The sequence below is a fragment of the Vannielia litorea genome (assembly GCF_900142295.1).
Lineage (GTDB): Bacteria > Pseudomonadota > Alphaproteobacteria > Rhodobacterales > Rhodobacteraceae > Vannielia > Vannielia litorea.
In genome coordinates, this window is record NZ_FSRL01000002.1 from 27,135 (window position 1) to 40,689 (window position 13,555).

Consider the following 13,555-nt stretch of genomic DNA (forward strand, 5'->3'; position numbering starts at 1 on the left):
GCCCCGCTTGCGCAGAGCTCCATTGCCGACCGGGTAATTCCCAATCCACCAGTATTATATGGGGTATGCTTTAACAGAATGCAAACAAATGGTGGAGCAGAGCTGACCTAAATTTCCAGCGCCTTGACTCTGCCCCGCCTCCGGCGCAACACGCGGCCCATGATTTCAACGCTTGCACAGGTCGCCCTCGGCGGAGCCCTCGGGGCATCGGCCCGTTACCTCACCGGGGTGGCGGCGATCCGGGTGATGGGGCCGGGATTTCCCTGGGGGACGCTGACGGTGAACGTCCTTGGCGGGCTCGTCATGGGGCTCTTCGCCGCGCTCGTGGGCCTGCGGGGCGGCCATGTCTGGGCGCCCTTCCTGATGACCGGCGTGCTCGGCGGCTTCACCACCTTCTCCGCCTTCTCGCTCGACGCCGTCACGCTGTTCGAGCGCGGGCAGGTGGGCAGTGCGGCGCTCTACGTGGTGTGCTCGGTCACCCTTTCAATCGGGGCGCTCGTTGTCGGGCTGCTCATCGGCAGGAGCCTTTTTGCATGAGCCGTGTCCAGACCCTCCCCGTTTCGGCCGATGACGCCGGGCAGCGGCTCGACCGCTGGTTTCGCCGGATCTTTCCGCATGTTCCGCAGGGGCGGATCGAGAAGATGTGCCGTAAGGGCGAGATCCGGGTGGACGGCGGGCGCGTGAAGGCCTCGACCCGGCTGGAAGAGGGGCAGGAGGTGCGCATACCGCCGCTGCCCGAGGGCGCGGCGCCCGAGCCCGCCAAGCCGTCGCGCATCTCCGACGCCAACGCTCAGATGATCCGCGATGCGGTGATCTGGAAGGACGAGCACATCATCGCCCTCAACAAGCCGCCCGGCCTGCCCACCCAGGGCGGCTCGGGCGTGAGCACACATGTCGACGGGCTGGCGGAGGCGCTGACCTTCGGCGCCGAGGAGAAGCCGCGCCTCGTGCACCGGCTCGACAAGGACACCTCGGGCGTGCTGCTGCTGGCGCGGTCGCGCAGGATCGCTGCCGACCTCACCGCCGCGATCCGCCACAAGGAAACCCGCAAGATCTACTGGGCTGTCGTCGCAGGCGTGCCCTCGCCCTACAACGGCGAGATCAAGTTCGGCCTCGTGAAGGCGCCGGGCGGCAAGGGGGCGGGCGAGAGGATGCTCTGCATCCACCCGCGCGAGGTGGAGAGCACCGAGGGCGCCAAGCGGGCGCATACGCTCTATTCCGCGCTCTACCGCGTGGCGGGCCGGGCGACCTGGGTCGCGCTGGAGCCGATCACCGGCCGCACCCACCAGCTGCGCGCCCATATGGCCGAGATCGGCCATCCGATCGCGGGCGACGGCAAGTATGGCGGCTCGGCGCAGGAGAACATGGGCGACGGCTGGGGCGCGAAGATGGGCGGGATCATCTCGGGCAAGCTGCACCTGCACGCCCGCTCGATGACCTTTCTGCATCCCGTGACCCGCAAGCCGGTGACGATCACCGCGCCGCTGCCGGAGCACATGAAGGACACCTTCGAGACCTTCGGCTGGACCGAGGACCTCGCCGCCGACGACCCCTTCGAGGATTACCATTGAGCCGGCTGCGCTGCATCATCTTCGATGTCGACGGCACGCTGGTGGACAGCCAGAACGACATCGTCGCCGCGATGACGGCGGGCTTTGCCGCCGTGGGCCGCGCGGCGCCGGAGCGGGCCCGGGTGCTCTCCATCGTCGGCCTCTCGCTCGACCTCGCCATCGCGCGGCTCTGCCCCGAGGCCGGCGCGGCGGAGCTCGAGGCGATGGTGCAGGGCTACAAGGACAGTTTCGTGGAGATTCGGCAGAGGTCGAATGGCGCGGTGTTCTACCCCGGCATGCGCGCGCTGCTCGACAGCCTGGCCGAGACGCCGGAGAACCTGCTCTGCGTTGCCACCGGAAAGTCGCGGCGCGGGCTGGATGCGCTGTTCAGGTCCGCCGGGCTGGAGGGCCGGTTCATCTCCGAGCAGGTCTCGGATCACCACCCCTCCAAGCCGCACCCGGCGATGCTGGAGGCGGTGCTGCGCGAGACCGGCTGCGAGCCGGCGCAGGCGGTGATGATCGGGGACACGAGCTTTGACATGGAGATGGCCCGCAATGCCGGCATCGCGGGGCTGGGCGTGAGCTGGGGCTATCACCCGGTCGACGCGCTGCGCGGGGCCGGGGCGGCGGAGATCGTGGAGAGCGCCGAGGCGCTGCCCGGCGCGATCCTGCGGGCGACAGGAGGCTGAGAATGGCGGAATGGGCGGCAAAGCGGTTCTGGAAGGCGGCGGAGGCGGTGCCCGTCGAGGGTGGCTTTGCCGTGCAGCTCGACGGCCGTCCGGTGAAGACCCCTGCCAAGGCCCCGCTGCTCTTGCCGACCGAGGCGCTGGCCTGGGCGGTGGCCGCCGAATGGGAGGCGCAGGGCGAAAGGATCGACCCGCTTTCGATGCCCTTCACCCGCTCGGCCAACTCCGCGCTGGACCGGGTGGCGCCGCAGCAGGCCGAGGTGGCAGAGATCGTGGCGGCCTATGGCGAGACCGACCTGATCTGCTACCGCGCCGCCGAGCCGAGGGAGCTGGCCGCGCTTCAGGCCGAGGCCTGGAACCCGCTGATCGACTGGGCGCGCGACGTGCTCGACGCGCCGCTGATCGCGACCGAGGGGCTGATGCATGTGCCGCAGCCGGCCACGTCCGTCGAGGCGCTGCGCGCCCGAGTCGTGGGGCAGGACGCCTTCGCGCTCACCGCGTTGCACGATCTCACGGCGCTTTCGGGCTCGCTGGTGATCGGCCTCGCGGTGCAGGCCGGGCAGGCGGCCCCCGAAGCGCTTTGGGACCTCAGCCGCGTGGACGAGAACTGGCAGATCGCGCAATGGGGCGATGACGAGGAGGCCGCCGAGGTGGCGGCCCGCAAACGTGGCGATTTTCTCCATGCAGCCGAGGTTTATCGCCTGTCACGACCTGTCGGGTGATTCCCCCGGGGGCTCCGAACCGGCCTTCGACGCAGGGCCGTTGCCCAAAAAGCGGGCAAAAATTCCATTTCCGCTAAGGAACCGCGCTCCACCGCCCTTGACGTCTTGCGGCGAATTCGGCCAACTTGACCCACTTCTGCGGTGCCCCGAGGGTTCGGGCATCGTAATCACGCACATCGGCACATCCTGCCGGTACCCATTCCGGAAAGCCGTATCAAAACGGCACCGGAGGATCAGGAAGAGGTAAACATGAAAAAATCCGTATTTCTCGGCGCGCTGACCGTCGCTGGCCTTGCCGCCACCGCCGGCGCTGCGGCGACGCTTGACGACGTGAAGGCGCGCGGCAAGCTGAACTGCGGCGTGGCCACCGGCGTGCCGGGCTTCGCCGCCCCCAACGCTTCGGGCGAGTGGGAAGGCTTCGACGTGGCCGTGTGCCGTGCCGTCGCCGCCGCCGTTCTCGGTGACGCGACCGCCGTCGAGTTCGTGCCCACCACCGGCAAGACCCGCTTCACCGCGCTGGCCTCCGGCGAGATCGACATGCTGGCCCGGAACACCACCTGGACCTTCTCGCGCGACACCGACCTGAAGTTCACCTTCGTCGGCGTCAACTACTACGACGGTCAGGGCTTCATGGTGCCCAAGGCGCTCGGCGTCTCCTCGGCCAAGGAACTGGACGGCGCCACCGTCTGCATCCAGACCGGCACCACCACCGAGCTGAACCTCGCGGACTTCTTCCGCGTGAACAACATCAGCTACGAGCCGGTTCCGATCGAGACCAACGCCGAAGCGCAGCAGCAGTACCTTGCCGGTGCCTGCGACGTGTACACCACCGACGCCTCCGGCCTCGCGGCCACCCGCTCGACCTTCGAGAACGCGGCCGATCACGTGATCCTGCCCGAGATCATCTCGAAGGAGCCGCTCGGCCCGCTCGTGCGCCACGGCGATGACGAGTGGGGCGACATCGTGCGCTGGTCGCTCAACGCCATGATCGCCGCCGAAGAGTATGGCGTGACCTCCGCCAACGTCGGCGAGATGTCGGCCGCTGCCGGTGACAACCCGGAAGTGAACCGCCTGCTCGGCACCGAGGACAACCTCGGCGCGATGATCGGCCTCGACGCCGGCTGGGCCAAGAACATCATCATGTCCGTGGGCAACTACGGCGAAGTGTTCGAAAGCAACATCGGCGCGGCCACGCCGATCGGCCTGAGCCGCGGGCTCAACGCACAGTGGACCGACGGCGGCCTGCTCTACGCACCGCCCTTCCGCTAAGACAAATGCAGGGGGCGCGACCGCAAGGCCGCGCCCCTTCGCTTCGGGGACAACGGCAATCTACAAGAGCTGCACCCAGTGGCTTGCGGGCTTGCGCCTGCAAACGGGGAGAGTGTAGCCGAACATAGCTCGGGGGAGCGCCAACATGGCAACTGTCACGGATCCGCCGAAGGCCGCCTTCCGGCTTTCCATGCTCATCTACGACACCCGCTACCGGTCGATGACGATCCAGGTGGTGGCACTGATCGGGTTCCTGCTTCTGGTTGGTTTCCTGATAAGCAACACGGCGCAGAACCTTGCGACCAGCGGCAAGACGGTGAGTTTCGACTTCCTGTCCAAGCCCGCCGGCTACGACATCAACCAGACCCTGATCGAGTACAACAACCAGAACAGCCACCTGCGTGCGGCCTTCATCGGGCTGCTGAACACGCTGCTGGTGGCCGTGCTGGGCTGTGCCACCGCGACGGTGCTGGGGGTGATCATCGGCGTGCTGCGGCTCTCGCCCAACTGGCTCATCGGCCGGCTGATGACCGTTTACGTGGAGATGTTCCGCAACGTGCCGGTGCTGCTCTGGATCGTCTTCGCCATGGCGGTCCTGATCGAGACCCTGCCGCCGCCCTCCGCCTTCCGTGGCGACGAGCCCGCGGCGACGATGAAGGTCTTCGATACCGTCGCCATCACCAACCGGGGCGTCTACATCCCCGAGCCGCTGTTCTCGCGCAGCCTCGGCGACATTCACCTCTTCGGGCAAAGCGCGCTGAACTTCGACGTCAGCATCGACCTGCTGCTGATCGTCGCCGCCGTCGTCGGCGGCATCCTGGGCGCGCGTTTCATCAAGCGCCGGGCCGACCGGATCCAGGAGGCCACGGGCCTCCGCCCCACCACTTGGTACCTGCGGCTCGCCTCCTTTGTCCTGCCGGTCCTGATCGTGCTGATCGCGCTGGGCTTTCACCTTGGCTACCCCGCGCTTCAGGGCTTCAATTTCCAGGACGGCACCTATCTGCGCAACTCGCTGATCGCGCTCTGGCTGGCGCTGTCGCTCTACACCGCGGCCTTCATCGCCGAGAACGTGCGGGCGGGCATCCTGGCCATCTCCTCCGGCCAGACAGAGGCCGCCGGGGCACTGGGCCTGCGGCCCAAGCGCATCATGAGCCTGGTGATCCTGCCGCAGGCGCTGCGGGTCATCATCCCGCCGCTGATCTCGCAGTACCTCAACCTGACCAAGAACAGTTCGCTGGCCATCGCCGTGGGCTACATGGACCTCACCGGCACGCTGATGGGGATCACCCTCAACCAGACCGGCAAGGAGCTGGAGACGCTGCTGCTCGGCATGCTGATCTACCTCATCATCTCGCTGAGCATCTCGGCGCTGATGAACTGGTACAACAACCGCGTCAAACTGGTGGAGAGGTAAGATGAGCAACCTGCATGCCGATACCGTCGCCTTCGTACGCGAGACCATGCTGCCCCAGAAGGAGCCGCCGGCCTCGACCGTGGGGATCATGGGCTGGGGCAAGAAGAACCTCTTCACCGGCCCGTTCAACACCATCGTCACGGTGCTCTGCTCCGCCTTCGTGGCCTATGTGCTGTGGATGCTGATCCCCTGGTTCTTCGCGCCGACGTGGAACGCCACCTCGCTCGGGGAGTGCCGCGAGATGCTGGCCGCCGCAGGGCGGGTGGGCGATCACGGCACCTTCGGCGCCTGCTGGGGCGTGATCCGGGAGCGCTGGATCCAGCTGCTCTTCGGCTTCTATCCGGCCGAGCTCTACTGGCGCCCGATCGCGGCTTTCCTGCTGCTCTTCGTGGCGCTGGCGCCGGTGCTCTTTGCCGACAAGGTGCCGGGCAAGCTGCTGATCTTCACGGCGATCTACCCCTTCCTGTTTCCCTGGCTCCTCTGGGGCGGCACCATCTGGTCGCCGATCTGCGCGGCGCTGGGCTTCGTGATACTCTGGGCGGTCGTGAAATACGGCTCCGAGGCGATCGGGCAGTTGGGGGCCATCATCGTTGCGGTCATCGCGGCGCTGGTCTGGTGGCTGTTCCTCTCGGGCTACGTGCAGGACGCGCTGGTCTCGGTGATGCCGCTGGCCATCGAGACCGTGGCCTCGCGCGACTTTGGCGGCATGATGCTGTCGATCACCATCGGGGTCGTGGCCATCGCCTGCTCGCTGCCGCTGGGGATCATCCTGGCGCTGGGCCGCCGGTCGGACTTGCTGATCGTCAAGGCGCTCTGCGTGGGCTTCATCGAGTTCATCCGGGGCGTGCCGCTGATCACGCTGCTGTTCGTGGCCTCGACGCTGCTGAACATCTTCCTGCCGCCGGGCACCAACTTCGACATCATCCTGCGGGTCATCATCATGGCCACGCTGTTCTCGGCCGCCTACATGGCCGAGGTGATCCGGGGTGGCCTGGCCGCGCTGCCCAAGGGCCAGTACGAGGGCGCCGACAGCCTCGGCCTCGACTACTGGCAGGCACAGCGGCTGATCATCATGCCGCAGGCGCTGAAGATCTCGATCCCGGGCATCGTCAGCACCTTCATCGGGTTGTTCAAGGACACCACGCTGGTGTCGGTGATCGGCCTGCTGGACCCGCTGGGCCTGTCCAACTCGATCCGCGCCGACCAGTCGTGGAACGGCGTCGTCTGGGAGCTCTACGGCTTCATCGCCGTGCTGTTCTTCATCTTCTGCTTCGGCATGTCGCGCTACTCCATGTACCTGGAGCGCCGCCTCAAGACCGATCATCACTAGGGAAACGCATCCATGTCCGACATTTCCGAAGTTGTCGCCGAGCGCGAGATCGACCGCTCCAAGATGCAGGTGAGCGACGAGGTCGCCATCGAGATAAACAAGATGAACAAGTGGTACGGCACCTTTCACGTGCTGCGCGACATCGACCTGACGGTGTATCGCGGCGAGCGCATCGTGATCGCGGGGCCCTCGGGCTCGGGCAAGTCCACCCTCATCCGCTGCATCAACCGGCTGGAGGAGCACCAGGAGGGGCAGATCATCGTCGACGGGACCGAGCTGACCTCGGACCTCAAGAACATCGACAAGATCCGCTCGGAAGTGGGCATGTGCTTTCAGCACTTCAACCTCTTCCCGCATCTGACCATCCTCGAGAACTGCACTTTGGCCCCGATCTGGGTGCGCAAGGTGCCGAAGAAGGAGGCCGAGGCCACGGCGATGCACTTTCTCGAGAAGGTGAAGATCCCCGAGCAGGCCGACAAGTACCCGGGCCAGCTCTCGGGCGGTCAGCAGCAGCGCGTGGCCATCGCCCGCTCGCTCTGCATGAAGCCGCGGATCATGCTCTTCGACGAGCCCACCTCGGCGCTCGACCCGGAGATGATCAAGGAAGTGCTCGACACCATGATCGAGCTGGCGGAAGAGGGCATGACGATGATCTGCGTGACCCACGAGATGGGCTTTGCCCGCCAGGTCGCCAACCGCGTGATCTTCATGGACGCCGGCCAGATCGTGGAGCAGAACGAGCCCGAGGAGTTCTTCAACAACCCGAAGAGCGAGCGGACCAAACTGTTCCTCAGCCAGATTCTCGGACACTAGTCCAAACGCCACGCTACGACTGTCATCCTCGGGCTTGACCCGAGGATCTCCTGTCAAAAGAGACCCTCGGGTCAAGCCCGAGGGTGACGGCGCACCGCAGGATCGGATTCGGAGCCCTCGCGCCAAGCCTTATAGGTGGATATCAACTTTTCTTCCCGATCCGCACGGGGAGTGCTAGCCTTCCGGCAACAGGAGGGCGATTCCATGGTCAAGTTACTGGTCGGCACCACCAAGGGGGCGTTCATCCTGGACGGGGGCGCCGAGCGGGCGGGGTGGAAGATCACCGGGCCGCATTGCGACGGGTGGTGCATCAATCATGCCATCGGCGACCCGGGCAGCGGCACGATCTGGGCCGGGGGCGGGAGCGCCTTTACCGGCGCCGGGGTCTGGCGGTCGGAGGATGGCGGCGCGCGCTGGCAGCTCACCCGGTTGACGCGCGGCGAGATGGACGACTGGGCCGAAAACGACCCGGACACGGCCGAGTTCTTCGGGATCACCGGCGAGCCGCTGCCCTTCGGCAAGGATTTTCAGCAGGTGTGGAGCCTGCACCATGCGCACGGAACGCTGCGGGCCGGAACCAAGCCGGCGCAGCTTCTGGCCAGTGCGGACGGGGGCAAGACCTTTGCCAGGGTCGAGGGCCTGACCGACCATCCCTCCGCCAGCGACTGGCAGGGCGGCGCGGCGGGGCTGGTGCTGCACACCATCGTCAGCCACCCGACCGACGCCAGCAAGGCCTGGGTCGGCATTTCGGCCGCGGGCGTCTTCGCCACAGAGGACGGGGGGGCGACCTGGGAGCGGCGCAACCGGCTCTCCAACGCCGAGGCCTGCGAGGGCCACCAGCACCCTGCCGCGCCGCGCGACGGCGAGATCGGGCATTGCGTGCACAACATGATGCGCGCGCCGGGCGACGGCGATCTGCTCTACCAGCAGAACCACCATGGCGTCTGGCGCTCCTCCGATGGCGGACGGAGCTGGGACGACATCACCCCCGGCCTGCCCTCCACCTTCGGCTTTCCTATCCGGGTGCATCCGCATGACCCGCGCACACTCTGGACCCTGCCGCTCAACGGCGACAGCCAGGGCCGCTTTCCGCCCGATGCCGCCTGCGCCGTCTGGCGCTCGCGCGATGGCGGCGAGAGCTGGCAGGCGATGCGCAAGGGGCTGCCGCAGGAGAACGTGTTCTTCACCGTGCTGCGGCAGGCAATGGCTGGGGACGGGCAGGCGCAGGCGGGCGTCTATTTTGGCACCAACAGCGGCTCCGTCTTTGCCAGCACCGACGAGGGCGACAGCTGGCAGGAGATTGCCCGCCACCTGCCGACCATCCTTGCCGTCGAAGCAATGTAGCGGTGATCCTGGGGCTTGACCCCTGGATCTCCTGGTGGCCGAGAGATCCTCGGATCAAGCCCGAGGATGAGGGCGCTGCGTGCGTTGATGCGCACCTTGCCCTGCCGCGCGGGCTGCGTCACGCTCGGCCCATGCACAGCACGCGCGTCATCCACACGGTCTCCGCCCATGCCGAGGGCGAAGTGGGCGATGTGATCACCGGCGGCGTGGCCCCGCCCCCGGGCAAGACGCTCTGGGAGCAATCGCGCTGGATTGCCACCGACGGCAGGCTCCGAAACCTGATGCTGAACGAGCCGCGGGGCGGCGTGTTTCGCCATGTGAACCTGCTGGTGCCGCCGAAACACCCGGAAGCCGACGCCGCCTTCATCATCATGGAGCCGGAAGACACTCCGCCGATGTCGGGCTCCAACGCGATCTGCGTGGCCACCGTGCTGCTCGACACCGGGATCCTGCCGATGACCGAGCCGGTGACCGAACTGACGCTGGAGGCGCCGGGCGGGCTGGTGCGGGTGCGGGCCGATTGCGCAGGCGGCAAGGCGCGACGAATCTCCGTGGAGAACCTGCCGAGTTTCGCCGCCCGGCTCGACGCGCCCCTCGAGGTGGAGGGGATCGGCACCCTGACCGTGGACACGGCCTTTGGCGGCGACAGCTTCGTGGTGGTCGATGCGCCTGCGCTGGGCTTTGCCCTGACGCCCGACGAGGCCCGAGACCTCGCCCGCCTCGGCACCCGCATCTCCAACGCCGCCACGGATCAGCTTGGCTTCCGCCATCCGGGGCTGCCGGACTGGGCGCATATCTCCTTCTGCCTCTTCGCGGCGCCGGTGAGCGAGGGGCCGGAGGGGCTGACCAGCCGGGCCGCGGTGGCGATCCGGCCGGGCAAGATCGACCGGTCGCCCACGGGCACGGCGCTCTCGGCGCGGATGGCCCTGCTGACGGCACGGGGGCAGATGGCGGACGGCCAGAGCCTCACGGTCTCGTCGCTGATCGACAGCACCTTCACCGGGCGAATCCTGGGCCGCACCACCGTGGGCGCAACCCCCGCGATCCGGCCCGAGATCTCGGGGCGCGGCTGGGTGACCCGGACGCATCAGCACTTCGTCGAGCCGACGGATCCCTGGCCGGAGGGCTACCGGCTGAGCGACGCATGGGGTGCCGGCTGAGTGAGGCGGCCTGCTCAGGCGTGGGGCGAGGCGTGCTCGATGTCGTGCGGGGTGAGAAAGTGCAGCACCCGGCCCTGGCGCGGGCTGAGATCGGCCCAGTTCTTGATATCGAACTCGGCGACCGTGAGGGCGCAGGTCGGATAATCGCCGAAGCGGCTGTGAATGGGCGCGTTGCGCACCATCATCGCCGCGAGGGCACCCATGCCGGGGTTATGGCCCACCATCATCACGCGGGTTCCCTCGGTCAGGCCCTGGAGCGCGGCCAGCATCCTGTCGGGGCCGGCGTGGTAGAGCCCGGGCGAGTACCTCACCTCGGCTTCGAGCGCCAGCCGCTCCCAGGTTTCGACCGTGCGGGCGGCGGCGGAACAGAGCACCAGGTCGGGCGCGAGATTGGTGGAGCGTATCCAGTCGCCCATCGCCTGCGCACCGCGCTGGCCGCGCTCGTTCAGGGGGCGGTCGAAGTCATCGGCGAGTGGGTCGTCCCAGCTGGATTTGGCGTGGCGGAGAAGCATGAGCTGACGCATCAATTCGTCCCGGTCCTGTGGAAATGTGACATGTGAAAAGCCGACTGCGCCTCCACCCTAGGGAAGGTCGCCGAGACAGGGCAAGCCCTTCTCACCCGGCACCCGCGGGTCAGGCAATCGGCACCCTCCGGCGTATCGAGATAGGCGTGGCAGCGTGCCGTGTCGTACCCCGCCTCGGTGAGAGCGCCCACCGGGCAGGCGGTGGTGCAGGGGGCGTTGCAGCCGGGGCAGGGCGATGCGGTGGGCTCGGGGAGCGGGTGCAGGCCGTCGAAGGCCAGCGCGCCACGAAAGCTCACCCAGAGGCCCTGATCGGCGCCGACCAGAAGCCGCACCGGGCTTTGCCACGCCCGACCGGTCGCCAGGGCCCAGCTCTGGAACGGCAGCCAGGGCGGGCCGTCGAAGGGAAAGAGCGGCACGCCGCCGAGGTGTTCGGCCAGCCCGCCCACCACGCGGCGCGACCATGTGTCGACCGGGTCGGGCCCGGACCACTCTGGCGCGGCCTGGAGGGCGGCCCAGAAGCCGGGCTCTCGCGGGGAGAGCAGCAGGATGGTGCGGCCCGCCTCATGCAGCCCGCCGGCGATGTCGAGGTGTTCTGCCGCGCAGGCCTCCCGCGCGGCCTCGAGCCTCACTTCACCTCGCGCCGGATCAGCGAGCCTGCGCCGTGGTCGGTGAAGAGCTCCAGAAGGGTCGCATTGGGGGCGCGGCCATCGAGGATGACCACGGCGCGCACGCCGCCCGCGATCGCGTCGAGCGCGGTCTGGGTCTTGGGGATCATGCCGCCCGCGATCACGCCCGAGTCGGTCAGCTCCTTCACGTTTTCCGGGGTCAGCTGGGTCATCACCTCGCCCTCGGCGTTCTTCACGCCGGAGACATCGGTGAGCAGCAGCAGCCGGTCGGCCTTGAGTGCCGCGGCAATGGCCCCGGCGGCGGTGTCGCCGTTGATATTGAAGGTCTCGCCCTCGCGGCCTGCGCCGAGCGGCGCGACGACGGGGATGTAGCCATCCTCGTGGAGCTGCCGGATCACGTCGGGCGTGACCTCCACCGGGTCGCCCACCAGCCCCAGCTCGGGGTCGGTCGGGTCGCAGACGATCATGTTGGCATCCTTGCCCGAGAGGCCCACCGCGCGGCCCCCCTGGGCATTGATCGCCTGCACGATCCGCTTGTTCACGGTGCCCGAGAGCACCATTTCGACCACTTCCATCGTGGCGGCATCGGTCACCCGCTTGCCCCGGATGAACTGGCTCTCGACGCCGAGACGCTTGAGCATGTCGTTGATCATGGGGCCGCCGCCGTGCACCACCACCGGGTGCACGCCGACCAGGTTCATCAGAACCACGTCGCGGGCGAAGCTGGCCATGCCCTCGTCGGAGCCCATGGCGTGACCGCCGAGCTTGATGACGACGGTCGCGCCGACGTAGCGCTTGAGGTAGGGCAGAGCCTCGGAGAGGGTGCGGGCGGTGGCGATCCAATCGCGGTTCATGCTTTGTGTCTTCATCTCGGGGCTGTCTCGAAGGGTCCCCCTTTCCTAGTCCGCCGGGCCGGGCGTGCCAAGTCCGAGCTTCAGCCCGCCTTGGGATACCATGTGCCGAAGCACCACAGGTTGCCGTCGGGGTCGCGGGCGATGAACTCGCGGCTGGGGTAGGCCCGGTCGGTCGGGGGCTCCACGATCTCGGTGCCAGAGTCCCTGACGCGCGCGTGCAGGGCATCGGGGTCGTCGACCGCGATGTAGGTGACCGAGCCGCCGGGCGGCGGGGCCTTGACGCCGAAGGCATCGTCGCGGGCCTGTCCGAACATCAGGATCGAAGAGCCGAAGGCCAGCTCGGCGTGGTCGATCGGGCCGGTCTCGGGCGTGCGGAACACCTCGGTAAAACCGAGTGTCTCGATGAACCAGCGGTGCATCGCCGTGGCGTCGGAAAAGCGGAAGGTGGGGTAGATGCGGGGGGCTTCCATGATTGGTCTCCTTTTGGCGGAGCCTGTCATGGCAGGGGCAACGGGTCTTGAAGAAATGGGACCTCAGGCAAGGTTTTCGGGGGTCATGCCCGCCAGCGCCCGGAACTCCCGGACGAGGTGGGACTGGTCGGCATAGCCTGCGTCCGCGGCGATCTCGGCCCAGCTTGCGGTGCCCGCACGCGCGGAGGCGGCGGTGAAGCGGGCCACCCGCGCGGCCTGCTTGGGGCCGAGGCCGAAGGGCTGGAACTGGCGGGCGAGGTGGCGGCGGGTGATCCCGAGATGCGCGGCGATCCGGGCCACCGGAGCGCGGCCCCCGGTTGCCTCGATCAGCTGCCATGCGCGGGCGAGCGGCGGCGGCAGGGTGGCAGCGGCGAGCCGGCGGGCAAGAAAGGCCTCTGCAAGGGCGAGCCGGGTCGCCCAGCAGTTGGCCTCTACCATTCGGGCATGCAGCGCGGTGATCTGCCGGTCGCCGAAGTCGGCAAGGGCGTGCACGCCTTCGGCGGTGTCACCGAGCACCGGGCCGAGCAGGCGCATGGCACCCACGGGTGTGAGGTCGATCTGGAGCACCTGCACCGACTCGGGCGAGGCGATGCGCGCCGGCGTGACGGAGAGCCCCGCCATGAAGCTGGCGATGCGGTCGCCCCGCGCCGGATCGCGGCCCATGCCGACCTCGAACGCCCCGTCGAAGATGAAGATCAGCGGCACGACCAGCGCGGCAGGCTCGGTCATCAGGCCCGGCAGCGGCCCCTCCGACCGATAGAGGGTGATCCGTCGGACCAGGCCACGAAAGGCC

Annotated in this window: 15 protein-coding genes; 10 read left to right on the top strand and 5 right to left on the bottom strand. The window is 68.0% G+C overall.

The genetic code is table 11. From position 1 onward, the window contains the following. The first annotated feature begins 159 nt into the window (after nt 1-159). The 10 genes from crcB (at nt 160) to BUR94_RS18060 (ending at nt 10,288) form a co-directional block, all read left to right on the top strand. Complete coding sequence (gene crcB, locus BUR94_RS18015; protein ID WP_074257833.1) at nt 160-537, top strand: fluoride efflux transporter CrcB; 378 nt, start codon at nt 160-162, stop codon at nt 535-537. Then, on the top strand, nt 534-1,571 hold the full coding sequence (locus tag BUR94_RS18020) for an RluA family pseudouridine synthase (protein ID WP_074257834.1): 1,038 nt from the start codon (nt 534-536) through the stop codon (nt 1,569-1,571). Before crcB ends, BUR94_RS18020 begins: the two co-directional genes overlap by 4 nt. Continuing rightward, complete coding sequence (locus tag BUR94_RS18025) at nt 1,568-2,239, top strand: HAD-IA family hydrolase (RefSeq protein WP_074257835.1); 672 nt, start codon at nt 1,568-1,570, stop codon at nt 2,237-2,239. The genes BUR94_RS18020 and BUR94_RS18025 overlap by 4 nt, the downstream gene beginning before the upstream one ends. A 2-nt stretch (nt 2,240-2,241) precedes the next feature. After that, on the top strand, nt 2,242-2,958 hold the full coding sequence (locus BUR94_RS18030; protein ID WP_074257836.1) for an ATP12 family chaperone protein: 717 nt from the start codon (nt 2,242-2,244) through the stop codon (nt 2,956-2,958). A gap of 249 nt (nt 2,959-3,207) precedes the next feature. Continuing rightward, entirely contained in the window at nt 3,208-4,227 is a 1,020-nt protein-coding gene (locus tag BUR94_RS18035) for an amino acid ABC transporter substrate-binding protein (protein WP_074257837.1), read from the top strand. Between the two features lie 145 nt (nt 4,228-4,372). After that, the gene (locus BUR94_RS18040) at nt 4,373-5,641 is read left to right on the top strand and encodes an amino acid ABC transporter permease (RefSeq protein WP_074257838.1); all 1,269 of its coding nucleotides are present in this window, start codon (nt 4,373-4,375) and stop codon (nt 5,639-5,641) included. 1 nt (nt 5,642) lies between these two features. After that, nucleotides 5,643-6,971, top strand: a complete 1,329-nt coding sequence (locus BUR94_RS18045) for an amino acid ABC transporter permease (RefSeq protein WP_074257839.1) — start codon at nt 5,643-5,645, stop codon at nt 6,969-6,971. Nucleotides 6,972-6,983: 12 nt separating this feature from the next. Beyond that, on the top strand, nt 6,984-7,784 hold the full coding sequence (locus BUR94_RS18050; RefSeq protein ID WP_425445249.1) for an amino acid ABC transporter ATP-binding protein: 801 nt from the start codon (nt 6,984-6,986) through the stop codon (nt 7,782-7,784). A 204-nt stretch (nt 7,785-7,988) separates the two neighbouring features. After that, the gene (locus BUR94_RS18055) at nt 7,989-9,128 is read left to right on the top strand and encodes a WD40/YVTN/BNR-like repeat-containing protein (RefSeq protein WP_074257840.1); all 1,140 of its coding nucleotides are present in this window, start codon (nt 7,989-7,991) and stop codon (nt 9,126-9,128) included. Nucleotides 9,129-9,259: 131 nt separating this feature from the next. Then, complete coding sequence (locus BUR94_RS18060) at nt 9,260-10,288, top strand: trans-3-hydroxy-L-proline dehydratase (RefSeq protein ID WP_074257841.1); 1,029 nt, start codon at nt 9,260-9,262, stop codon at nt 10,286-10,288. Nucleotides 10,289-10,302: 14 nt separating this feature from the next. Here BUR94_RS18060 and BUR94_RS18065 read toward each other — a convergent pair whose 3' ends face one another. From BUR94_RS18065 to BUR94_RS18085, 5 genes are all read right to left on the bottom strand, one after another. Beyond that, complete coding sequence (locus tag BUR94_RS18065) at nt 10,303-10,812, bottom strand: SixA phosphatase family protein (RefSeq protein ID WP_074257842.1); 510 nt, start codon at nt 10,810-10,812, stop codon at nt 10,303-10,305. Beyond that, a complete protein-coding gene (locus BUR94_RS18070; protein WP_084193180.1) occupies nt 10,812-11,441 on the bottom strand; it encodes a ferredoxin in 630 nt (209 codons plus the stop codon). Before BUR94_RS18070 ends, BUR94_RS18065 begins: the two co-directional genes overlap by 1 nt. Then, nucleotides 11,438-12,292 (bottom strand): acetylglutamate kinase, encoded by an 855-nt coding sequence (gene argB / locus BUR94_RS18075; protein ID WP_074258236.1) that lies wholly within the window; start codon nt 12,290-12,292, stop codon nt 11,438-11,440. Before argB ends, BUR94_RS18070 begins: the two co-directional genes overlap by 4 nt. Before the next feature lie 80 nt (nt 12,293-12,372). Continuing rightward, nucleotides 12,373-12,762: a VOC family protein gene (locus BUR94_RS18080; protein ID WP_139301351.1), complete on the bottom strand. Its 390-nt coding sequence runs from the start codon at nt 12,760-12,762 to the stop codon at nt 12,373-12,375. Nucleotides 12,763-12,825: 63 nt separating this feature from the next. After that, nucleotides 12,826-13,491 carry a helix-turn-helix transcriptional regulator gene (locus tag BUR94_RS18085; protein ID WP_074258238.1) on the bottom strand — a complete coding sequence of 222 codons (666 nt, stop codon included), beginning with the start codon at nt 13,489-13,491 and terminating at the stop codon, nt 12,826-12,828. Between the last annotated feature and the right edge of the window lie 64 nt (nt 13,492-13,555).

Excerpts from the sequence above, each read along its gene's own strand:
- BUR94_RS18030 (WP_074257836.1), top strand. The coding sequence starts at position 2,242 with ATGGCGGAATGGGCGGCAAAGCGGTTCTGGAAGGCGGCGGAGGCGGTG.
- BUR94_RS18065 (WP_074257842.1), bottom strand. The coding sequence starts at position 10,812 with ATGCGTCAGCTCATGCTTCTCCGCCACGCCAAATCCAGCTGGGACGAC.
- BUR94_RS18040 (WP_074257838.1), top strand. The coding sequence starts at position 4,373 with ATGGCAACTGTCACGGATCCGCCGAAGGCCGCCTTCCGGCTTTCCATG.
- BUR94_RS18060 (WP_074257841.1), top strand. The coding sequence starts at position 9,260 with ATGCACAGCACGCGCGTCATCCACACGGTCTCCGCCCATGCCGAGGGC.
- BUR94_RS18035 (WP_074257837.1), top strand. The coding sequence starts at position 3,208 with ATGAAAAAATCCGTATTTCTCGGCGCGCTGACCGTCGCTGGCCTTGCC.
- BUR94_RS18055 (WP_074257840.1), top strand. The coding sequence starts at position 7,989 with ATGGTCAAGTTACTGGTCGGCACCACCAAGGGGGCGTTCATCCTGGAC.
- argB (WP_074258236.1), bottom strand. The coding sequence starts at position 12,292 with ATGAACCGCGATTGGATCGCCACCGCCCGCACCCTCTCCGAGGCTCTG.
- crcB (WP_074257833.1), top strand. The coding sequence starts at position 160 with ATGATTTCAACGCTTGCACAGGTCGCCCTCGGCGGAGCCCTCGGGGCA.
- BUR94_RS18085 (WP_074258238.1), bottom strand. The coding sequence starts at position 13,491 with ATGACCGAGCCTGCCGCGCTGGTCGTGCCGCTGATCTTCATCTTCGAC.
- BUR94_RS18080 (WP_139301351.1), bottom strand. The coding sequence starts at position 12,762 with ATGGAAGCCCCCCGCATCTACCCCACCTTCCGCTTTTCCGACGCCACG.
- BUR94_RS18045 (WP_074257839.1), top strand. The coding sequence starts at position 5,643 with ATGAGCAACCTGCATGCCGATACCGTCGCCTTCGTACGCGAGACCATG.
- BUR94_RS18020 (WP_074257834.1), top strand. The coding sequence starts at position 534 with ATGAGCCGTGTCCAGACCCTCCCCGTTTCGGCCGATGACGCCGGGCAG.
- BUR94_RS18050 (WP_425445249.1), top strand. The coding sequence starts at position 6,984 with ATGTCCGACATTTCCGAAGTTGTCGCCGAGCGCGAGATCGACCGCTCC.